The following is a 20,229-nucleotide window of genomic DNA, read 5'->3' on the forward strand; positions in this document are numbered from 1 at the left end:
CCGGCCGACGAGGTCAGGAGGCTAGGAGGCGCGGGTCCGCAACGCGTCGCCCGTCCCCGTGGGCAGCCGCAGCCCCTCGATCAGGCTGAGCAGGGCCAGCACGGCCAGGACGATCAACGCGGCCTGGAACCCGGACGCCGCGGGTGCCGGGCCGTCGGCCGACGCCACGAGGTCGGCCACGCGGACGGCGAGGGCCGTCGCGGCGACGCCGAGCCCCACGGCGAGCTGGCTCGTGATGGACGCGATGGCGTTCGCCGGGCCGATCATCTCGGCGGGGACGTCGGCGAACTGCAGGGTGTTGTAGGCCGTGAAGCCGACGGACCGGAAGACGCCGCTGAGCAGCAGGACCCCCGCCACGACGACCGGCGAGGTGTCGGGGCCGACCAGTGCGGCCGCGACGAAGGTCGCCGCGAGGGCCACTGTCGCGACGACGATGATCGGGACGACGCGGAACCGCTTCAGCAGTGGCGTCGTGAACGGTTTGACGGCCAGGTTGCCGACGAACACCCACATCAGCATGAGGCCCGCCTCGACCGGCGACCAGCCGAAACCGTCCTGCAGCAGCAGCGGGACGACGAAGGGGATGCCGTTCACGACGGCCCGGTAGAGCGATCCGCTGAGGTTCGTCACGCGGAACGACCCGATGCGGAAGGCCGTGAGGTCGAGCAACGGGTGCGCCGCCCGACGGAACCACCGCACGGCCACGAGGCCGAGCACCACCGCCAGCACGGCCAGCAGCACGCCGGGTACGAGCGTCGTGGGCTCGCCGAGCAGCTCGAACGCGAGCACCAGCGCCACGATCGATCCCGCCACGAGCACCAGACCGACCAGGTCGAGCGGCTGGCGGTCACCGACCTCGGGAGAGGGGACGACCCTCCAGGCGACCACGAGCAGCGCGAGGCCGACCGGGACGTTGACCAGGAACACCCACTGCCACCCGAGGTGCTCGGTGAGCAGTCCTCCGAGCAGCGGCGCCACGACGGGTGCCACGAGCGCGGGCCAGGTGAGGTAGGCGATCGCTCGGATCAGCTCGGACTTCTCGGTGCTGCGCAGGACGATCAGACGACCGATGGGCACCATCATGCTTCCCGCGAAGCCCTGCACGACCCGGGAGGCCGTGAGGGCGACCAGGTCGGTGCTCGCGGCACAGGCGACCGAGGCGAGGACGAAGAGCACGACGGCCGTGAGGAACACGCGGCGTGCGCCCCAGCGTTCGGCGAGCCAGGCGCCCAGCGGGATGAACGCCGCCACGGCGACGAGGTAGCCGGTCACGGCGAGTCCGAGCTGCGCGGGCTGGACGCCGAAGTCGGTCGCGATCGTGGCGGTCGCCGTCGAGAGGATGGTGGCGTCGAGGTTCTCCATGAAGAACGCGGCCGCCACGACGAGGGCGACCGGACGCGACCACGTCGTCGCGGGGGCGGGCGCGGTCATCGGCTGAAGGCGTCGACCACGGGGCGGAACTTCATCGCCGTCTCGGCGACCTCGCGCTCGGGCACGGACTCGGCGACGACGCCGGCCCCCGCGAACGCCCGCACCGAGCCGTCCCGATCGACCTGGGCGCAGCGCAGCGCGATCGCCCACTCGCCGTCGCCGTCGGCACCGACCCAGCCGACCGGGCCCGCGTAGCGACCACGGTCGAACGGTTCGAGCTCTCGGATCAGGGCCAGCGCCTCCTGCGTCGGGGTGCCGGCGACGGCCGCCGTCGGGTGCAGCGAGGCGATCAGGTCGAGCGAGCTCGAGCCGTCGGTGAGGCGGCCGCGGACGTCGCTCGCGAGGTGCCAGAGATTCGGGAGGCGCAGGGTGAAGGGCTGCTCGCCGGTCACGACGTCGCGGGCGTGCGGCCCGAGCGAGAGCAGCAGGCTGCGCAGGGCGAAGGCGTGCTCGTCGAGGTCCTTCGGGGACGTCGCCAGCGAGAGGGCGGCCTGCTCGTCGGTCGTCGAGTCGACGCCGCGCGCCGCGCTGCCGGCGAGCACCCGGGCCGACACCTCGCCCCGTTCGGACTTGACGAGCGTCTCGGGGCTGGCCCCGATCAACCCGTCGACGGCGAAGGCGTAGCAGTCGGGGTAGGCGGTCAACAGGGTGGCGGCGACGAGGCGCAGGTCGGCCTCGGGTGGCAACGTGCCGACGAGGTCACGGGCCAGGACGACCTTGCTGACGCGGCCGTCGCCGATGGCGTCGACGGCCCGGGCCACGGCCTCTGCGTATCCGTCGGCATCGAGTGCGCCGTCGACCAGCGAGAGACGGACGGAGGCGCCGACCGGCTTCCCGGGGGGCAGCTCGGCGCCGTCCACCCGCGTGATCCAGGCGACCCCGTCGCGCCGTCCGATGACGATGCTCGGGACGATCAGCACGCTCTTCTCGGCGGACTCGTCGTCGAACGCGAACGAGCCGAACGCGACCAATCCGGTGCCGGGCACGCCGACCTCGTCGTGCACCGTGGCGGCGGCCGCGACCGCACGCCAGGCGTCGGCGGCCTCGGTCATGCGGTGGGGCCCGGAGAACTCGAGGCGGAGGGCCTCGCCGACGCCCGCCATGCCCGCCCCGCCTCGGACGAAGACCAGCGGACGTGACCGGTCGACGACGTCGAGCAACGGGCTGACGTGGTCGATGCGCGTGGTGCGGACGGCGAGTGACGGAACGCGGGACGCGGGGGACTTCACTCGTCGACCCTACTCGGGACACCCCCAGTGCTTGACGGTAGGATCCACCATCGTGACCAAGGCCGACATGAACAAGCAACCCGACGAGGTCGCCTCGATGTTCGACGGCGTCGCGCGCCACTACGACCGCACGAACGACGTGCTCTCGGCGGGCAACGCCGTCCTGTGGCGCATCGCCACCGTCAAGGCGATCGGCGCCGGTCCGGCCGACAAGGTCCTCGACATCGCAGCGGGCACGGGCACCAGCTCGGCGGCCATCGCTCAGCGAGGTGCCGAGGTCGTCGCGCTCGACTTCTCGAAGGGCATGGTCGAGGTCGGTCGCGAACGCCACCCCGAGCTCGAGTTCGTCGAGGGAAACGCCGAGTCGCTGCCCTTCGACGACGACACGTTCGACGCCGTCACCATCTCGTTCGGGCTGCGCAACGTCAACCGGCCCAAGGTCGCGCTCGCCGAGATGAACCGCGTGCTCAAGCCCGGTGGCCGGCTCGTCGTCTGCGAGTTCTCCACGCCGCCGTTCGGTCTGCTGCGCGCCGCGTACCGGGCCTACCTCAAGTACGGCATGCCCCTCGTGGCCAAGTTCACCAGCAGCAACGGGCCGGCCTACTCGTACCTGGCCGAGTCCATCGAGCAGTGGCCGGAGCAGCAGGTCCTCAGTCAGTGGATCCGCGGCGCCGGGTTCACCCGGGTCGCCCACCGCGACCTCAGCTTCGGCATCGTCGCCCTGCACCGCGGTCGCAAGCCGGCGTCGGGTGCCGCGCGCTCCTCCTCGCGGTCGAAGCGGGCCACGTCGTGAACGCCGGCGCCCCTCCGGCACAGCGCAACTCGTTGGGCCGTTCGCTCGGCCTCGGTGAGAAGCTGTTCGCCACGCCGACCGAGCGTCGTTTCGTGGCCGCGGTCGACGACGGCCTCGAGCTCGTCGAAGAGGGGTTGCTGCGCGAGATCGCCTTCGCCGACGACATCGCCGACGCCACGACGCGGTACCTCCTCGCCGCCGGCGGCAAGCGCGTCCGGCCGACGCTGACGCTGCTCATCGCCCAGCTGGGCGACGGCGCGACGCCCGGCATCGTCGCCTCGGCGCAGGCCACCGAGATCACCCACCTCGCCTCGCTGTACCACGACGACGTCATGGACGAGGCGCAGATGCGTCGGGGGGTCCCGAGCGCCCAGACCGTGTGGGGCAACAACGTGGCGATCCTCGCCGGCGACCTGCTGTTCGCCCGGGCCAGCACGATCGTGTCGGGGCTCGGCCAAGAGGCCATCCTGCTGCAGGCCGAGACCTTCGAACGGCTCTGCCTCGGTCAGCTGCACGAGACGGTCGGCCCGCGCGAGGGAGACGACCCGATCGCCCACTACATCGACGTGCTCGCCGACAAGACGGGGTCGCTCATCTCGACGGCCGCCCGCGCCGGCGTCATGTTCAGCGGTGCACCGCGCGAATACCTCGCACCCGTCGCCGAGTTCGGTGAGAAGATCGGCATCGCCTTCCAACTGATCGACGACGTCATCGACCTGTCCGACCAGCCCACCGAGACCGGCAAGAAGGCCGGCACCGACCTGCGGGCCGGCGTCGTCACGCTTCCGGTGCTGTACCTGCGGCAGTCGGCGCAGACCGACCTCGAGGCGTCGTCCCTGTTGTCCGAGATCGACCGGATCGTCGACGCCACGCGTGCGGCGGCGCACCGGTCGAGTGTCGAACCGACCACCGAGGGCGGCTCGTCGGCGCCGCTCGCCGACGCGACGGCCCACCTCGACGACGAGTTCGCCGACCTGGTCCGACGGGTCCGCGAGCACGAGGTCACCGAACGCACCCGGGTCGAGGCCCACCGCTGGGCCCGAGAGGCCCTCGACGCCCTGGCGCCGCTGCCCGACGGGCCCGTCAAGAAGGCGCTCACCCGCTTCGCCGACCGCGTGGTCGAGCGGTCCGCCTGACCGGCACCGCGCCTCCTCGTCCGTCTCGTCCTCGAGCACCATCGTCCAACCGGCCGGCCTCGCCGAGCCACCCCAGATCTAGGGAGAACCCGTGACCACCTTGCGACTGGCCATCGTCGGCGCCGGACCGGCCGGCATCTACGCCGCCGACATCCTCGCGAAGGCCGAGAAGGCCTTCGACGTCTCGATCGACCTCTTCGAGCAGCTGCCGGCGCCCTACGGTCTCGTGCGCTACGGCGTGGCGCCCGACCACCCCCGCATCAAGGGCATCGTCAACGCCCTGCGCGACGTGCTCGACAGTGGTGACATCCGGGTCTTCGGCAACGTCCGCTACGGCGTCGACATCGGGCTCGACGACCTGCGCAAGCACTACAACGCCGTCATCTTCTCGACCGGTGCCATCAAGGACGCCGACCTCGACATCCCCGGCATCGACCTCGAGGGCAGCTACGGCGCGGCCGACTTCGTCAGCTGGTTCGACGGCCACCCGGACTTCCCCCGCACCTGGCCGCTCGACGCGACGTCGGTCGCCGTCGTCGGTGTCGGCAACGTCGCCCTCGACGTCTCGCGCATCCTGGCGAAGCACGCCGACGACCTGCTGCCCACCGAGATTCCCGACAACGTCTACGCGGGTCTCAAGCAGTCCTCGATCACCGACGTCCACGTCTTCGGTCGCCGGGGTCCCGCGCAGGTCAAGTTCACGCCGCTCGAACTGCGCGAACTCGGCGAGGTGCGCGACGTCGACATGATCGTGTACGACGAGGACTTCGACCACGACGAGGCGTCGAAGACGGCCATCGCGACCAACAAGCAGGTCTTCGTCATCGACAAGGTGCTGAACCAGTGGCGGCAGCGCGAGGTCGGCACGGCGTCGCGTCGCCTGCACCTGCACTTCTACGCCAAGCCGGTCGAGGTCGTCGGCGACGCCGACGGTCGTGTCGCGGCCTTCCGGTACGAGCGCACCCGGCCGGACGGCCAGGGTGGCGTCGAGGGAACGGGCGAACTCCGCGACGTGCCGATCCAGGCCATCTACCGCGCGGTCGGCTACTTCGGCTCGCCGCTCGACGGCATCCCGTTCGACGAGCGCCGTGGCGTGATCCCGAACCACGAGGGCCAGGTGATGGACGACGAGAACCAGATCGTCCCCGGCGTCTACGCCACCGGGTGGATCAAGCGGGGCCCCGTCGGCCTCATCGGTCACACGAAGTCCGACGCGATGGAGACCGTCAAGCACCTCATCAACGACCAGGCCAGCTGGTGGCAACCGGTCGACCCGTCCGACGAGGCCGTCCCGGCCCTGCTCGAGCAGCGCGGGGTCGAGTACACCGACCTCGAGGGCTGGCACCGGCTCGACGAGCACGAGATCGCCCTCGGCGGGGCCCACGAGCACGAGCGGGCCCGGGTCAAGGTCGTGGGGCGCGATGAGATGGTGCGCGTCTCGCGCGCCGTCGAAACGGAGTCGACGCCGGCCTGACCTCCCCGCTCGCCCGCACCGCGCCTCCTCGGCTCCCCTCCACGGCGGAACCGAGGAGGCGCGCGGTCGTCACCGAGCTCGTCGGTCGTCGGTAGGGTGGTCCCCATGGCAGACAGTTCCTTCGACGTGGTCAGCAAGGTCGACAAGATGGAGGCCGACAACGCCCTCCACCAGGCCCAGAAAGAGATCGAGCAGCGCTACGACTTCAAGGGCGTCGGTGCTTCGGTCGACTGGAGCGGTGAGAAGCTGCTGCTCAAGGCGGCCACCGAAGAACGCGTCAAGGCCGTGCTCGACGTGCTCGAGTCGAAGTTCATCAAGCGCAGCATCAGCCTCAAGCACCTCGACGTCGGCGAGCCCTTCGCCAGCGGCAAGGAGTACCGCATCGAGGCGTCCCTCAAGCAGGGCATCGAGCAGGACGCGGCGAAGAAGATCGGCAAGATCATCCGCGACGAGGCACCCAAGAGCGTCAAGAGCCAGATCCAGGGCGACGAACTGCGCGTTCAGTCCAAGAGTCGCGACGACCTGCAGGCGACCATGGCGCTGTTGAAGAAGGCCGACCTCGACGTCGACCTGCAGTTCGTCAACTTCCGCTAGTCACCCGCGGCTCACGGTTCAGAGGCCCCGTCCATGGTCGAACCCGCCTGGGTGGCGCCGACGATCGCCGTGCTCGGCATCGTGCTCGACATCGCGATCCGTGTGTTCGCCATCGTCTACGTCCCGATCAACCGGCGGCCCCAGACGGCCACCGCATGGTTGCTCGCCATCTTCCTGATCCCCTACGTCGGGTTCGTCCTCTTCTTGTTGATCGGCAGCACCAAGCTGCCCGCGCGTCGTCGTGAGAAGCAGAGCGAGATCAACAAGTACATCATCGAGACGACCGAGGGCATGGAGCGCGTCAAGCGCGACCACCCGTGGCCGGCCTGGCTCGACTCCGTGGTCGAACTCAACCGAACGCTCGGTGCGATGCCGCTGGTCGGCGGCAACACCGGTGAGATGCACACCGACTACGACGAGTCCATGGCGGCCATGGTCGAGGCGGTCGACGGCGCGCACCGCTACGTCCACGCCGAGTTCTACATCACGAGCCTCGACCGCACGACCGAGCCGTTCTTCCTGGCACTCGAGAACGCCCGTCGACGGGGCGTCACCGTCCGTGTGCTGATGGACCACATCGCCAGCCGGGGATACCCCGGGTACCGCAAGGCCCGACGGCGACTGGACGCGATGGGCGTGCAGTGGCGGCTCATGCTGCCCGTGCTGCCGCTGCGGGGCAAGTACCAGCGGCCCGATCTGCGCAACCACCGCAAGCTACTCGTGATCGACGGTCGGGTGGCCTTCACGGGTTCGCAGAACATGGTCGACAGGAGCTACCAGAAACGCAAGAACAAGCGCCGCGGCCTCGAGTGGAAGGACTTCATGGTCCGCTTCGAGGGCCCCATCGTCGCCGGCATCAACGCTCTGTTCGTCACCGACTGGTACAGCGAGACCGACGAGTTGCTGCTGCGCGAGGCCGACCCCGTGCACACGGCCGACCGGCTCGAGACGATCGACTGCCAGGTGGTGCCGAGCGGGCCGGGTTTCGACGGCGAGAACAACCTGCGGCTGTTCAATTCGCTGCTCTACAGCGCGCAGGAGCGCATCATCATCACGAGCCCCTACTTCGTGCCCGACGAGTCGATGCTCTACGCCGTCACGACGGCGGCCCAGCGGGGGCTCGACGTGCAGCTCTTCGTCAGCGAGATCGGCGACCAACCGGTGGTGTACCACGCGCAACGTTCCTACTACGAGGCCCTGCTGCGGTCGGGGGTTCGCATCTTCCTCTACCGCTCGCCGACCGTCTTGCACGCGAAGCACTTCTCGATCGACGACGAGGTCGCGGTCATCGGCTCCAGCAACATGGACATGCGGTCCTTCAGCCTCAACCTCGAGATCTCGGTCATGGTGCGCGGACGCGAGTTCGTCGACCGGCTGCGCGAGGTCGAGCAGACCTACCGCGACGCGAGCCGCGAACTGTTCCTCGACGACTGGCTGGTGCGCCCCTTCCGCTCGAAGGTCCTCGACAACGTCGCACGCCTCACCTCCGCCGTCCAGTAGCCGCACGCCCCCCCCCGCACGCCCCCCTCTGCCCGTGTGCAAATCGCGACAGTTGCGCGTCGACACGCCGGCAGGTCGTGGTCCGGTGCGGTGCGAGGCTGAGACATGTCGGGTTTGGCTCGGCGCGCCGAGTAGGTGAGGTCGGGTTTGGCCCGCCCCGGTGGGCCGGCGGGGTCGGGTTCGGACTGACTCGGTGCGGCCGGGGTCGGGTTCGACCTGCCTCGGTGGGGGCGGGGTGGGGCTCGGCCCGCACGGAGGGTGGCGCCGCAGCTGCGCCCGTCGCGTCGACGACGGGGGACGCGCCGACGGCCGAGACGAGAGAGGTCGACCGGGCTAACGCCCCAGGGTCATTCGGACGGCCTGGCGAACCGAAGGCCAATCGAACAGCACCTGCGGGTACGTGACCTCGAGGACGACGAAGCCGAGGCCGGTGATGTGGACGATCCGTTCACGGTCCCGGTTGTAGTGAGCAGGCGAGGAATGGTGTTCTTTGCTCACGCATTCGAGCACGAACCAACCGTCGATCAACAGATCGACGCGGGTGTGATCGTCGACCCACACCTGAGGCTCGGCATGGATGCCGTCACGAGCGAGAAGGAGGCGCGCCATGGACTCGGTCCCGGACTCGGCCCTTGGGTCGATCATGGTCACGAGGCCTTGAGCCGAGCGTCGCGTCGCCACGAGGCGTGAGACCTCGTCGAGGTCGGGTCGCTGCATCGGGGCCAGCCGGAGGGCGGAGTCGACCATGGCTGCCGCGTGCTCAGCTGGTTCGTGGAGCAGGACCTGGGCCGCCGCCCTGCTCGGGGATGCCAGGAGCCGTTCCGTCCGGCGATCGAACCGGGACAGGTCGCGGAGGACGAGCACGTCGTCGCGGTCACGATCGAGTCGCGAGCCGGCATCGTCCGGGTCCCTGAGGTCGCGGGCGTTGTGGTCGACGGAAACGACCAATCGTGGTCCAGGGGGGACCCATGCGCCTCGGTGCGTGAGCGACGAGGCTCCCGCCAACGCGCCTCCTACCCGTGCAGCCCGGATGACGTCGACGGGTAGGTCGACGAGCCCGTACAGCCCGTGCCGGATGCGAAGGATCTCGCCGGCGCGCCAGGAGGACTCCACCTGGCGTCGGGTCAGTCCGGTCGCGAGCAGTTCCCGCCGATGGGCCAGGGAGCCCAGGCGCCGTACGGTGGCCGCGACGAGGGGAGTCATGTGAGCAGCTTCGTCGTGACGGCAGAGCCGGAATGCTGCGCGACGGTCGATGTGGAGGACGAGAACGTCGAGACCGCTGTGGGGGAGACGAAAAAGTGTCCGCGCCCTGGCGGGGGGTGCGGGCCGAACCCGACCTCCCGAGCCGCTCACGGGGTGCCGAACCCGACCATCCGGCTCCCGAATGGCCTGTCGCACCACCGAGCAGCGGCGGGTCGGCGGCTCGTCGTCGCGATTTGCACACCGGGGTGCGGCGGCGGGGTGGGGCGCTGCGGGGCGGTGGTCGTGAGGGGGCTCGGGAGGCTGTATATTTGTCTGGCGCCTCCGGTCGGTGATCACACGGGCTGGGCGTGCATGGCAAGTTACCCAAGCGGCCAAAGGGATCTGACTGTAAATCAGCCGGCGTAGCCTTCGGGGGTTCGAATCCCTCACTTGCCACGGTTGCCCCTCAAGAACGGACTCGCTCGTCGAGTCCGTTCTTGCGTTTCCGGGCGCTGCACCCCCAGGAGGATCCGTGTCCGTCACCCCGACCCCCGCCGAGTTGCTCGAGATCGCCGTCGTCGTCGCGCGTGAGGCCGCCGCGCTGGCGGCCCGTCGCCGATCCGAGGGGGTCGAGGTCGCCGAGACCAAGAGCAGTGCCGTCGACGTCGTGACGCACACCGACCGTGAGGTCGAGACGTACGTCCGGGGTCGTCTGGCCGAGCTGCGTCCCGGCGACGGCTTCTTCGGCGAAGAAGGCGAACCCGACGACTCGACCACGGGTCTCACCTGGGTCGTCGACCCCATCGACGGCACCGTCAACTTCCTCTACGGCATCCCGCAGTGGGCCGTCAGCATCGCCGTCGTCGAGGGTGGTCCCGATCCGCTCGCCTGGCGCGCCCTCGCGGCGGTCGTCGCCAACCCGATGTCGGGCGAGACCTTCACGGCGTCGGCCGGCGGCGGTGCGTGGCTGGACGGGCGTCGTCTCGGGGTCGCCGCGCCGGTTTCCCTCGAACAGGCCCTGCTGGCGACCGGGTTCTCGTACGACGCCGCCCGCCGTGTCGAACACGCGGAGGCGCTGGTCCGGGTGGTCGGACGCGTCCGTGACCTGAGGCGCCTGGGGGCTGCCTCGCTCGACCTCTGCGCCGTCGCGGCGGGACGGGTGGACGCCTACGTCGAGCGAGGACTCAAGCCGTGGGACCACGCGGCGGGTGCGCTCGTGGCCGTCGAGGCAGGCGCCGTCGTCCGAGGTGAGGTCGGTGAGGCACCCAGCGAATCGATGACCTTCGTCGCGGCTCCCAGCATCGCCCACGACCTCGCGACCCTCGTCGTCGAGGCCGGCATCTGACGGGGACGACCCCGTCCCGCCACCGTCGTGTCGCATTGTCATTCCGAGTGTCAACTCGACATGTCGACGTCGACACCCGAACGCGGGTAGCCATTCGTTCATCGACCGGCTACCCTGGTGAGGTCGTTACTGATCCGTGATCACAGCGTGACGCACATCTCGACGGCCTCTCACGGGCCCGGGTCGAGACGGCGCCGCGATCGCCAGTGACGGCCGTGAAGACGACGGTGCACCCACCGTCCGATCCCGATCATCCCGAGGACCCATCACACGTGACGAAGTACCAGCAGATCGCCGAGCCCGACGGCGACGGAACCCCGTCGCGTCGCGCCACCGACGACCTCACGGGCACCGGTTCGCCGAGCGTCGCTCCGACCGTCCCCGTCGTGGCCGACGCCCCCGTCCACCTCACCCGTCGTGAAGCCCGCGAGGCCGAGCGTCGCGCCGCCCAGGTCTCCGCGACGACGGTCCCGGCAGTGGCGACGGCCCCCGCCGCGTCGACTCCTCCGGTCGGCGTGGTCGATCCGGCGCTCGCTGCCGAGGCGCCGACGCCGACGTCCCCGACCGCCCCCACCGCGGCCACCGAGTCCGTCTCGCCGCGACGGGCCGCGCGGCTCGCCGCCGAGTCCGGCACCCGTCCCGCCGCAGCCGCACGCACCAAGGCGGCCCGCGCACAGCGTCCTGCGGCTCGACGCGAGGCGCCGGTCCGCGCACCCCGCACCGCCGGGGCGACGTTCCGTCGCAACACCAAGCGGGTCACCGTCGTCGGAGCGATGCTCTTCGCCGGGTCGATGCTCGTCGCCACCTCGGTTCCCGCCAACGCGTTCTTCGTCGACACCCCCACGCAGACGGCTGCCAAGAAGGCCGCCGACTCGCAGAGCTACACGGCGGCGGCACCCTCGGCGGACGGCGCGGCCGGCGTCTCGCGCGACGGCTACTCGGTCACCGAGATGAAGGCCGTTTCCGAGTACGCCTCGACGAGTGCCAGCACGTTCTCCAACGACGTCGACGGCACGGTGCAGTGGCCGTTCCAGACGGGCGTGCCGATCAGCAGCGGCTTCGGCGCCCGCCAGGTCGCCAACTGCGGCTTCTGCTCGACGTTCCACCAGGGTCTCGACTTCGTCCCCGGAGCCGGTTCGCCGATCCAGTCGATCGCCGACGGCGTCGTCAGCAAGGTCGACGGTCCCTCCGGTGCCCTGGGCAACAACGTCTGGATCGACCACGTCGTCAACGGCCAGAAGGTCACCAGCGTCTACGCGCACATGCAGACCGGTTCGGTCGAGGTCCGCGAGGGCGAGACCGTCACCGTCGGCACCATCATCGGCAAGGTCGGCAGCACGGGCAACAGCACCGGGGCCCACCTGCACTTCGAGATCGTGATCGGCGGCGTGCCCGTCGACCCGTATCCCTGGCTCCAGGCCAACACGAACTGAGCCACAGGCCTCCGCGACCGCGGTGCGCACGAGAAGAGCCCCACCTGATGCCAGGTGGGGCTCTTCCGCTGTCGCGTGCCTACGACGTGGTCGCGAGCCACACCGTCGCGTTGGGCGGCAGGGCCGGCCCCTCGACGACCATGGTGGCCAGCAGCACCTCGGCCACCGGCAACTCGACGGGGACGTCGCCCATGTTGGTCACGACGGTGACGCCCTGGCTGCGGAACGAAACCACGTCGGGTCCGAAGCCGTCGAGCCAGGTCAGCGTGCCCGCACCGAGCTCGTGGTCGGCCCGGAGGCGCAGTGCCCGCGTGTAGAGCTCGAGCGTCGACCCGGCGACGCCCCGCTGCTCGTCGCGGGCGTAGGTCGACCAGTCGGCGGGCTGGGGCAACCAGGAGGCGCCTGTCGCGTTGAACCCGAAGGCCGGCTCGGTCGCGGACCAGGGCAGCGGCACGCGGCAGCCGTCCCGGCCATAGCGTTCCCCCTCGGTGCGGAACCACGTGGGGTCCTGCCGGGATTCGTCGGGCAGGTCGATCGCCTCGGGCAGGCCGAGCTCTTCGCCCTGATAGACGTAGGCGCTGCCGGGGAGGGCCAGCATGAGCGCCGACGCGGCTCGGGCCCTGGCCAGTCCGAGCTCGGGGACGGGAAGCCCCTCGCTCCTCGGGCCGATGCCGTATCCCTGGGGGTTCTCGGCCGTGAGGGCGAGTCGGCTGGCGTGCCGGACGACGTCGTGGTTGCTCAGCACCCAGGTGCTCGGGGCCCCGACGCTCGAGAAGGTCTGGATCGACGCGTCGACGACCTGACGGACGGCCGGGGCTGACCACCCGGTCTCGAGGTAGGCGAAGTTGAACGCCTGGTGCATCTCGTCGGGGCGTACCCAGTCGGCCAGTCGCGAGAGCGGTTCGACCCAGGCCTCGGCGACGAGCACCCGGTCACCCGGGTACTCGGCGAGGACGCTGTGCCACTCGCGGTAGATCTCGTGGACGCCCTCCTGGCCCCAGTAGGGCGGGGGAGCGGACTCGCCCTGGCCGCCGCCCATGCTGCCGGACTCGGCGGGGGGCGTGTAGTCGGGCAGGCCCTCGGCCTTGACCATGCCGTGTGCGACGTCGACCCGGAACCCGTCGACTCCGCGGTCGAGCCAGAAGCGCAGCACGTCGACGAACTCGTCGCGCACGCGGCGGTTCGTCCAGTCGAGGTCGGGTTGCGACGAGTCGAACAGGTGGAGGTACCACTGGCCCGGTCGGCCGTCTGCCTCGGTCACGCGGGACCATGCCGGGCCGCCGAAGACCGACTGCCAGTTGTTCGGCGGCAGGTCGCCGTCGGGGCCGCGGCCGTCACGGAACAGGTAGCGACCGCGAGCGGCCGAACCGGCTGGCGAGGCGAGGGCCTCGCGGAACCACACGTGGTCGCTCGAGGTGTGGTTCGGCACGACGTCGACGATGACCCGCAGGCCCAGCTCGGTGGCCCGGGCGCGGAGGGCGTCGAAGTCGTCCAAGGTGCCGAACAGCGGGTCGACGTCGCGGTAGTCGGCCACGTCGTAGCCCGCGTCGCGCTGGGGCGAGGTGTAGAAGGGCGACAGCCAGACGGCGTCGACGCCGAGCTCGCCGAGGGCGTCGAGGCGCGACGTGATGCCGGGGAGGTCGCCGACGCCGTCGCCGTCGCCGTCGGCGAACGACCTCGGGTAGACCTGGTAGATGACGGCGGTGCGCCACCATTCGTGGCCCTGGTCGTCGGTCGTCGCGGTGCCCTCGAGGGGGGAGGTCGGGGTCAGCGTGTCGGTCTCGGCCGGATCTCGTGTGGACATGCGGCCACGATACGGCAGGCCTCGGACGCGGCATCGGCTACGGTCGTCGTCAGAACACCCCGGAGGGGGACCTCCGGGACGAACACCCGCGACACGATTGGCACGATCCTGAACCCTGCGACCGATCTCGTCACGGCCGACCTGCCCGCCGGCACCCGGCCGTTCCCGCTCGCGCTCGGAACCAACGTCTTCGGCTGGACGGTCGGCGCCCCCACCGCCCTCGAGGTGCTCGACCTCTTCGCCGACGACGGCGGCCGCGTCGTCGACACGGCCGACGTCTACTCGGCGTGGCTGCCGGGAAACTCCGGAGGCGAGTCCGAGGCGATCATCGGTCGTTGGCTCGCCCGGCCGGGCAACCGCGACCGGGTCGTGCTGAGCACCAAGTGCGGGCAGCACCCCGACGCCCCCGGCCTGTCGCGCGCCAGCATCCGCACGGCGGTCGAGGCGTCGCTGCGCCGCCTGCGCACCGACCACGTCGACTTCTACTTCACGCACTTCGACGACGACGAGACGCCGCTGGACGAGACCGTGGGTGCGCTGAGCGAGCTCGTCGACGAGGGCAAGATCCTCTGCGCCGGGGCGTCCAACTACACCGGCGCGCGCCTCCGTCAGGCCCTCGCGATCGCCGATCGCGACGGGCTGCACCCGTTCCGGTTGGTCCAGGTCGCGTACAACCTGGTGCGTCGCGGGGAGTACGAGAGCGACGTCGCGGCGATCGTCGACCACTACGACCTCGCCGTGCTGCCGCATTCGTCGCTGGCCAGCGGGTTCCTGACGGGCAAGTACCGTCACGAGGCCGGTCGCGGGGACTCTCCCCGGGGCGGCCGCGCCCTCAGCTACGTCACGCCGCAGAACCAGGGCACCCTCGAGGTCGTCGTCGAGATCGCCGAGCGGCTCGACGTCGAACCGGGTGCCGTCGCCGTGGCCTGGCTGGCCTCACGCGACAACGTCATCGGTGCACTCGGCAGCGCCCGCACCCCTCGGCAGCTCGAGGGCCTGCTCGACGCCGCCCGGGTCGAGCTGACCGAGGGTGATCTGGCGTCACTCGAGGCCGTCTCGCGTCCGCTCGCCTGATCTCCGAGGTCGACGCCCGGCACCGTCCCCCTCGTCCGCGGTGACGGGGCCCAGGGCGATGATCGCCCCCGTGCTCGGGTCCCAGCGTCGCAGCTGCGACAGCACGACCGGCCGGGTCGACGGGGTGTCGGCGTCGGCGAGGGCGTCGACGGCCCGGGCCACCTGGTCGGGAGTCAGGCGCGACGCGAGCGTGACGTGGGGCGTCCACCGACCGGGGACGGTGTGCGGGACGTCCCCCGCGCCTCCCAGGCTCTCGTGCACCCGGGCGTGGAGGTCCAGCAGCTCGCCGGTCACGACCACCGGCCGCACCAGCACGAGCCCGCGCGGAGGCGCGCCGAAGAGCAGCAGCCCGCCGAGTTCGGCCGGCAGCGGCAGCGCCGCCGACAGGGCCAGGAGGCGCGGGTCGGCTGTCGGGTCGAGGCCGGGTCGTGCCACCAGCGTGACGTGCGGCGCGTTCGACGTCCCGGCGTGGTCGCCCTGCGACGGAAGCCCCGCCGCGGACAACACGCGCCATTCGCCACGGACGGCCTCGTCGGAGGTCGGGTCGAGCAGGAGTTCGAGGCTGTGCACCCGTCGATCCTGCCCCGGACGCGCCTCGCGGGGCCGGGTCGGCACGTGGCGTCAGCACCCCGTTCGCTCTGCTACCCTTGTCTGGTGCCAATCGGCAGCGGCCCCGGTCGCTTGCCTGGTGGTCACGCCCCGATAGCTCAGTGGTAGAGCACTTCCATGGTAAGGAAGGGGTCGTCAGTTCAATCCTGACTCGGGGCTCTGGCTGTCTCGGTCCCGTCCCGGTGTGATGCCGGCAGGGCCCGCAGCTTGCGGCGGGGTAGCTCAGTTGGTTAGAGCACACGGCTCATAATCGTGGTGTCGCGGGTTCAAGTCCCGCCCTCGCTACCGCAGGCCCGGATCTCTCACGAGTTCGGGCCTTCGTCGTCCGTACCCTCGGTGGTCGTCCGCCGATCGTCCTCGTCCATCGCGACGCGACCGGTGCGCTGTGCCCAGGTGCCGGGCCTACGATGAGGCATGGCCGTGAGCATCCGCAGCATCGGCACCGCGGTGCCCCCGACCATCATCCGACAAGACGACGTGCGCGAGATCTTCGCGACCCAGCCCGGCCTCGGCCGTCTCGGGCAGCGCATCGTCGGGGCCGCGTTCGGCGCCTCGGCCATCGAGACCCGGCACACCGTCGTCGACGAGCTCGACCGGCGACCGCGCGAGGGCGAGCCGACGTTCTACGACGCCGCGTCGAACGAGATCCTCCGACCCGGCACGGGCGCGCGCAACCAGGTCTACGTGGACCGGTCGCCCGAGCTCTTCCTCGACGCCGCTCGTGCCGCCCTCGCGGGGGCACCGGACCTGGGCCCCGACGACGTCACCCACGTGATCAGCGTGTCGTGCACCGGCTTCTTCGCCCCCGGGCCCGACTACCTGCTCGTGCGGGGCCTCGGACTGTCGCCGTCGACCCGTCGCCACCACCTGGGCTTCATGGGCTGCTACGGCGCCTTCCCGGCCCTCGCCGCGGCACGGGACTTCTGCCTCGCCGACCCGGAGGCGGTCGTGCTCGTCGTCTGCGCCGAGCTCTGCACGCTGCACCTGCGCAGTTCCGACGACCCTGACTCGATCGTGGCCTCGTCCGTGTTCGCCGACGGCGCGGCCGCCGCGGTGGTGACCGCGCGCCCGGCGCCGTCGGGTTCCGTCGTGCTCGACCTCGACGTGCTCGAGACCGTGCTCACCCCGGTCGGCGAGACCGACATGGCGTGGACCATCGGCGACCTGGGCTTCGACATGGTGCTCAGCAGCTACGTGCCGCAGATCATCGAGCTGCACATCGACTCGGCCCTGGCACCGCTCTTCGAGGCCGGCGGCGTCGGCGTCGGCGACGTCGACCTCTGGGCCGTCCACCCGGGCGGGCGCAGCATCCTCGACCGCGTGCAACAGCAGCTCGGGCTCACCGACGCCCACCTGGCGCCCTCACGCGATGTGCTGCGCGACTACGGCAACATGTCGAGCGCGACCGTCCTGTTCATCCTCGCCGAGCTCCTGGGCGGGCCCGCCGCGCCGTCGCAGCGCGTGGGCGCCATGGCGTTCGGCCCCGGGCTGACCGTCGAGACCGCGCTGATGACACGACGCGCGGTCTCGTGAGCGCGATCCGCACCTCCTCGGCTGCGTCGATCGCGGTGCGGCCGCCCTGGTGGCCCGACCTGTCGCAACGCGGGGTCGACCTCGTCGAGCTGATGGACGACCCGGGATGCGACCTCGGGCTGCTCGACGCCACCTACCGAGCGTTCCCCGTCGTCAACGGTCTCGTCGCGGGATGGCGTCGGGTGTACCTCCGCCGCCTGCGCCCCGTGTTGTCCGCCGAGAAGGTGACGCGTCTGCTCGACCTCGGGTCCGGCGGTGGTGACCTGGCCCGAGCCCTCTCCGACTGGGCCCGCCGGGACGGCCTCGCGCTCGAGGTCGTGGCCGTCGACCCCGACGACCGGGCCCACGCCTTCGCGGTGTCGCGCCCCGTCCCGCCCGGTGTCGAGTTCCGGCGGGCGTCGAGCACCGAGCTCGTCGCGGCGGGCGAGACCTTCGACGTGGTCGTGTCGAACCACGTCCTGCACCACCTCGACGACGAGGCCCGGGCGGCCGTGCTCGACGACAGTTCCCGCCTGGCCACGCGTCTCGTGCTGCACGCCGACATCGAGCGGGCCCGCGGGGCGTACCTCGCCTACCGGGCCGCGACCTGGCCGTGGCGGACCCGGTCGTTCGTCCACGTCGACGGGCTCCTGTCGATCCGCCGGAGCTTCACCGCCGACGAGCTGGTCGACGTGGCTCCCCGGGGGTGGCGCGTCGTCCGGCAGTGGCCCTTCCGTCTGTTGCTCGTCCGTGAGATCGGCACCGACGGCGCCGGAGGTGCCGGCCGTGCGGACGCATGACGTCCTGATCGTCGGTGGCGGACCCGTCGGGGTGATGCTCGCCGTCGCGCTGGCCGATCGCGGCCTCGACGCCGTCGTCTGGGAGGCGCGGGTCGACGACCCGGCGCACTCTCGCGCCCTCGGCGTGCACCCGCCCTCGATCGACCTGTTCGACCGGCTCGGCCTCGCGGACGACCTGCTCGCCGACGCCGTCCGCATCCGGCGGGGGATCGCCCGGAGCGGGACCCGGACGATGGGCGTCGTGCCGTTCGACCGGGCGTCGTCCCGCTGGCCGTTCGTCGCCGCCGTGCCGCAGGACCGCACCGAGTCCGTGTTGCGGACGGGGCTCGCCAGGCGGCGGGAGGACGCCCTGCGCAGGGGTGTGCGGTTCGTCGGACTCGAGCAACGCGACGAGGACGTGGTCGTCCAGGGGGTCGGCGACGAGGGCCCGGTGGTCGTCGCCGCCCGGTTCGTCGTCGGGGCGGACGGCACGCGCAGCGCCGTCCGTGCCGCCCTGGGCGTCGACACCAGGGCCCGAGACCTGCCCGACCGCTACGTGATGGGCGATTTCGCCGACACGACCGGCCACGGCTCCGACGCGGTGATCCACCTGGAGCGCACCGGAGTGGTCGAGTCGTTCCCGTTGCCCGCGGGGCGGCGACGGTTCGTGGTGCACACCGGGTCGGAGCGCAGGCCGACCGCCCCGGTGACCGCGGACGTCGTCGCGCGACTGGTGTCGGATCGCACCGGATCGCCTGTCGACGCGACGACCTCGACCATGACGAGCGCGTTCGGCGTCCGACGACGGCTGGCCACCCGGACGGTCGTCGGCCGGGTCGTGCTGATCGGCGACGCCGCCCACGAGATCAGCCCCATCGGCGGCCAGGGCATGAACCTCGGCTGGCTCGACGGGCACGCGCTCGAGACGGAGATCGCCGTGGCGGTCAAGCGGAGGGGTGGCCGGGTGCTCGACCCGACGACGTTCGCCCGCTTCGAGGCAGGCCGCGCCCGCGCCGCCGTCCGGGCCGCCCGACAGGCCGAGTGGAACACCGCCCTCGGTCGGCCCGTCGGTGGGGGCACGGCTCGAGCCCGCGACCTGGCGCTCAGGGCCGTGCTGCGGGCTCCGAGTCGGCACGTCCTCGCGTCGGTCTACGCGATGCGCTGGGCCTGAACCGTCCGACCCGGCCGTCTCGACCCGACCGGACCCGCCCCGACGCCACCCGACCCGGCCCGCCGCGACGCGGGGGCCTCAGGCGACGATCGTGCCGCCGCTGAGGGCGAGCTGCACCACGAGCAGCACGGCCGCGACCATGATCAGCCGGAAGAGGGTCCGGTCGACGCGTCCCGAGACGACGAGGCGCACGCCGACGGCGGCGATGCCGAGGGTCGCGACGGTGCCGACGACCGCGGCCGCGAGGCCCGGCGTCGACGAACCCCCGCCCAGCTGGCCCGAGAGCAGCAGGACGGCCGCGACGGCCAGGGCCGCGAACGCGGTGATTCCCGACACCGTGCGTCCGAGGCGGTGCGGCAGCCCCACGATGCCGGTGCGCGCGTCGTCGTCGAGGTCGGGCAGCACGTTGGTGAAGTGGATCGCCACGCCGAACACGGCTCCGACCGCCAGGGCCCAGGCGGCGGGCGGCGCGGGCGGGGCGGCGGCGAGGGTCGCGACGGCCGGCAGCAGGCCGAAGCTGACGACGAACGGCACCACCGAGATCGGCGTGCGTTTGAGCCCGAGGTCGTACGCCCACCCCGAGGCGACGAGCACGAGGTGCGCCGTGCCGGCGGCCGGCCCCAACGCGTACGACGGCACGAGCATCAGGACTCCGCAGACCACCGCGGCGGTGCGGACGGCCGACACGCTCACGCGGCCCTGGGCGACCGGCTTGTCGGTGCGCCCCACGGCGCGGTCGCGTCCGGCGTCGAGCCAGTCGTTGGCGAAGCCGATCGAGGCCTGTCCGAGCAGCACCGCGAGGGCGAGCACCACGAGCCGACCGAGGGGCAGCCCCGAGGAGGCGCCGAGCACGACCGCGAGGAGGGTCACCACGACCGTCGGTCCCGGGTGCGTGGACCCCAGCAGGGCGACGGTCCTCGAGGCCGGTCCCTCGCGGCGTCCGGAGCCGGCGAGGGGGACCGTGGGCTCGGGGGAGGTCATCCGCTCACCCTAGACGGGCGAGGGCCGTCGGCCCCGGCCCCGGCCGCGGTCGGCCACGGGCGGAAGGCCGGGAACGTGAAGAGGTGCACCCGAGTCGGGGGAGGACTCGGATGCACCTCGTCGCACCCTCGGCGCTCGAGGTGCAGGTGGATCAGTACCGGCACGCGCCGAAAGAGGGTGCC

General features: G+C 71.5%; 17 protein-coding genes and 3 tRNA genes. 14 read left to right on the top strand and 6 right to left on the bottom strand.

Features of this window, described 5'->3' with window-relative positions; all coding sequences use genetic code 11:
* Positions 1–21: 21 nt before the first annotated feature.
* Together IFT88_RS06160 and IFT88_RS06165 are read right to left on the bottom strand one after the other, a co-directional pair.
* Positions 22–1,431, bottom strand: a complete 1,410-nt coding sequence (locus tag IFT88_RS06160) for an MFS transporter (RefSeq protein ID WP_192119573.1) — start codon at positions 1,429–1,431, stop codon at positions 22–24.
* Positions 1,428–2,660 (bottom strand): isochorismate synthase, encoded by a 1,233-nt coding sequence (locus IFT88_RS06165; RefSeq protein WP_137847613.1) that lies wholly within the window; start codon positions 2,658–2,660, stop codon positions 1,428–1,430. Before IFT88_RS06165 ends, IFT88_RS06160 begins: the two co-directional genes overlap by 4 nt.
* A 52-nt stretch (positions 2,661–2,712) precedes the next feature.
* Here IFT88_RS06165 and ubiE point away from each other — a divergent pair, with 52 nt between their 5' ends.
* The 5 genes from ubiE to cls all read left to right on the top strand — a co-directional run bounded on the left by ubiE (position 2,713) and on the right by cls (position 8,157).
* Positions 2,713–3,453 carry a bifunctional demethylmenaquinone methyltransferase/2-methoxy-6-polyprenyl-1,4-benzoquinol methylase UbiE gene (gene ubiE, locus IFT88_RS06170; RefSeq protein WP_231567022.1) on the top strand — a complete coding sequence of 247 codons (741 nt, stop codon included), beginning with the start codon at positions 2,713–2,715 and terminating at the stop codon, positions 3,451–3,453.
* Complete coding sequence (locus tag IFT88_RS06175; RefSeq protein ID WP_192119574.1) at positions 3,450–4,589, top strand: polyprenyl synthetase family protein; 1,140 nt, start codon at positions 3,450–3,452, stop codon at positions 4,587–4,589. The genes ubiE and IFT88_RS06175 overlap by 4 nt, the downstream gene beginning before the upstream one ends.
* Before the next feature lie 91 nt (positions 4,590–4,680).
* Positions 4,681–6,063 (top strand): FAD-dependent oxidoreductase, encoded by a 1,383-nt coding sequence (locus tag IFT88_RS06180; protein ID WP_192119576.1) that lies wholly within the window; start codon positions 4,681–4,683, stop codon positions 6,061–6,063.
* Between the two features lie 105 nt (positions 6,064–6,168).
* A complete protein-coding gene (locus IFT88_RS06185) occupies positions 6,169–6,657 on the top strand; it encodes a YajQ family cyclic di-GMP-binding protein (RefSeq protein WP_043592964.1) in 489 nt (162 codons plus the stop codon).
* A gap of 33 nt (positions 6,658–6,690) precedes the next feature.
* Positions 6,691–8,157 (top strand): cardiolipin synthase, encoded by a 1,467-nt coding sequence (gene cls, locus IFT88_RS06190; RefSeq protein WP_043592963.1) that lies wholly within the window; start codon positions 6,691–6,693, stop codon positions 8,155–8,157.
* Positions 8,158–8,490: 333 nt separating this feature from the next.
* Here cls and IFT88_RS06195 read toward each other — a convergent pair whose 3' ends face one another.
* The gene (locus IFT88_RS06195; protein ID WP_157489629.1) at positions 8,491–8,808 is read right to left on the bottom strand and encodes an endonuclease domain-containing protein; all 318 of its coding nucleotides are present in this window, start codon (positions 8,806–8,808) and stop codon (positions 8,491–8,493) included.
* Between the two features lie 905 nt (positions 8,809–9,713).
* Between IFT88_RS06195 and IFT88_RS06200 the strand changes: the two genes are divergently transcribed.
* The 3 genes from IFT88_RS06200 to IFT88_RS17615 all read left to right on the top strand — a co-directional run bounded on the left by IFT88_RS06200 (position 9,714) and on the right by IFT88_RS17615 (position 12,117).
* Positions 9,714–9,795 (top strand) — tRNA-Tyr (locus IFT88_RS06200).
* A gap of 76 nt (positions 9,796–9,871) precedes the next feature.
* Positions 9,872–10,684, top strand: coding sequence for an inositol monophosphatase family protein (locus tag IFT88_RS06205; protein WP_043592959.1), 813 nt, complete (start codon positions 9,872–9,874; stop codon positions 10,682–10,684).
* A gap of 272 nt (positions 10,685–10,956) precedes the next feature.
* Positions 10,957–12,117 carry a peptidoglycan DD-metalloendopeptidase family protein gene (locus IFT88_RS17615; RefSeq protein WP_192119578.1) on the top strand — a complete coding sequence of 387 codons (1,161 nt, stop codon included), beginning with the start codon at positions 10,957–10,959 and terminating at the stop codon, positions 12,115–12,117.
* Between the two features lie 79 nt (positions 12,118–12,196).
* On the opposite strand, the gene IFT88_RS06215 is transcribed toward IFT88_RS17615, so the two are convergent.
* On the bottom strand, positions 12,197–13,921 hold the full coding sequence (locus IFT88_RS06215) for a glycoside hydrolase family 13 protein (RefSeq protein ID WP_192119580.1): 1,725 nt from the start codon (positions 13,919–13,921) through the stop codon (positions 12,197–12,199).
* Between the two features lie 225 nt (positions 13,922–14,146).
* On the opposite strand from IFT88_RS06215, the gene IFT88_RS06220 reads away from it, so the two are divergent.
* On the top strand, positions 14,147–14,995 hold the full coding sequence (locus tag IFT88_RS06220) for an aldo/keto reductase (RefSeq protein WP_342212082.1): 849 nt from the start codon (positions 14,147–14,149) through the stop codon (positions 14,993–14,995).
* Here the strand turns inward: IFT88_RS06220 and IFT88_RS06225 are convergent.
* Positions 14,963–15,565, bottom strand: coding sequence for a 2'-5' RNA ligase family protein (locus tag IFT88_RS06225; protein ID WP_192119582.1), 603 nt, complete (start codon positions 15,563–15,565; stop codon positions 14,963–14,965). The two genes, IFT88_RS06220 and IFT88_RS06225, sit on opposite strands and share 33 nt — an antisense overlap.
* A gap of 126 nt (positions 15,566–15,691) precedes the next feature.
* Here IFT88_RS06225 and IFT88_RS06230 point away from each other — a divergent pair.
* The 5 genes from IFT88_RS06230 to IFT88_RS06250 all read left to right on the top strand — a co-directional run bounded on the left by IFT88_RS06230 (position 15,692) and on the right by IFT88_RS06250 (position 19,066).
* Positions 15,692–15,763, top strand: a tRNA-Thr gene (locus IFT88_RS06230).
* A gap of 52 nt (positions 15,764–15,815) precedes the next feature.
* A tRNA-Met gene (locus tag IFT88_RS06235) sits at positions 15,816–15,889 on the top strand.
* A 129-nt stretch (positions 15,890–16,018) separates the two neighbouring features.
* Entirely contained in the window at positions 16,019–17,137 is a 1,119-nt protein-coding gene (locus IFT88_RS06240; protein ID WP_056225444.1) for a type III polyketide synthase, read from the top strand.
* On the top strand, positions 17,134–17,916 hold the full coding sequence (locus IFT88_RS06245) for a class I SAM-dependent methyltransferase (protein ID WP_342212084.1): 783 nt from the start codon (positions 17,134–17,136) through the stop codon (positions 17,914–17,916). The genes IFT88_RS06240 and IFT88_RS06245 overlap by 4 nt, the downstream gene beginning before the upstream one ends.
* A complete protein-coding gene (locus IFT88_RS06250; protein WP_192119584.1) occupies positions 17,903–19,066 on the top strand; it encodes an FAD-dependent oxidoreductase in 1,164 nt (387 codons plus the stop codon). The genes IFT88_RS06245 and IFT88_RS06250 overlap by 14 nt, the downstream gene beginning before the upstream one ends.
* 78 nt (positions 19,067–19,144) lie before the next feature.
* Here the strand turns inward: IFT88_RS06250 and IFT88_RS06255 are convergent, their stop codons facing one another.
* Positions 19,145–20,047 (bottom strand): UbiA family prenyltransferase, encoded by a 903-nt coding sequence (locus IFT88_RS06255; protein ID WP_192119586.1) that lies wholly within the window; start codon positions 20,045–20,047, stop codon positions 19,145–19,147.
* Between the last annotated feature and the right edge of the window lie 182 nt (positions 20,048–20,229).

It is taken from the genome of Frigoribacterium sp. CFBP 8751 (assembly GCF_014841545.1).
Lineage (GTDB): Bacteria > Actinomycetota > Actinomycetes > Actinomycetales > Microbacteriaceae > Frigoribacterium.

Coding starts and splice junctions, on each gene's coding strand:
- IFT88_RS06160 (WP_192119573.1), bottom strand. CDS start 1,431: ATGACCGCGCCCGCCCCCGCGACGACGTGGTCGCGTCCGGTCGCCCTC.
- IFT88_RS06185 (WP_043592964.1), top strand. CDS start 6,169: ATGGCAGACAGTTCCTTCGACGTGGTCAGCAAGGTCGACAAGATGGAG.
- cls (WP_043592963.1), top strand. CDS start 6,691: ATGGTCGAACCCGCCTGGGTGGCGCCGACGATCGCCGTGCTCGGCATC.
- IFT88_RS06215 (WP_192119580.1), bottom strand. CDS start 13,921: ATGTCCACACGAGATCCGGCCGAGACCGACACGCTGACCCCGACCTCC.
- IFT88_RS06240 (WP_056225444.1), top strand. CDS start 16,019: ATGGCCGTGAGCATCCGCAGCATCGGCACCGCGGTGCCCCCGACCATC.
- IFT88_RS06255 (WP_192119586.1), bottom strand. CDS start 20,047: ATGACCTCCCCCGAGCCCACGGTCCCCCTCGCCGGCTCCGGACGCCGC.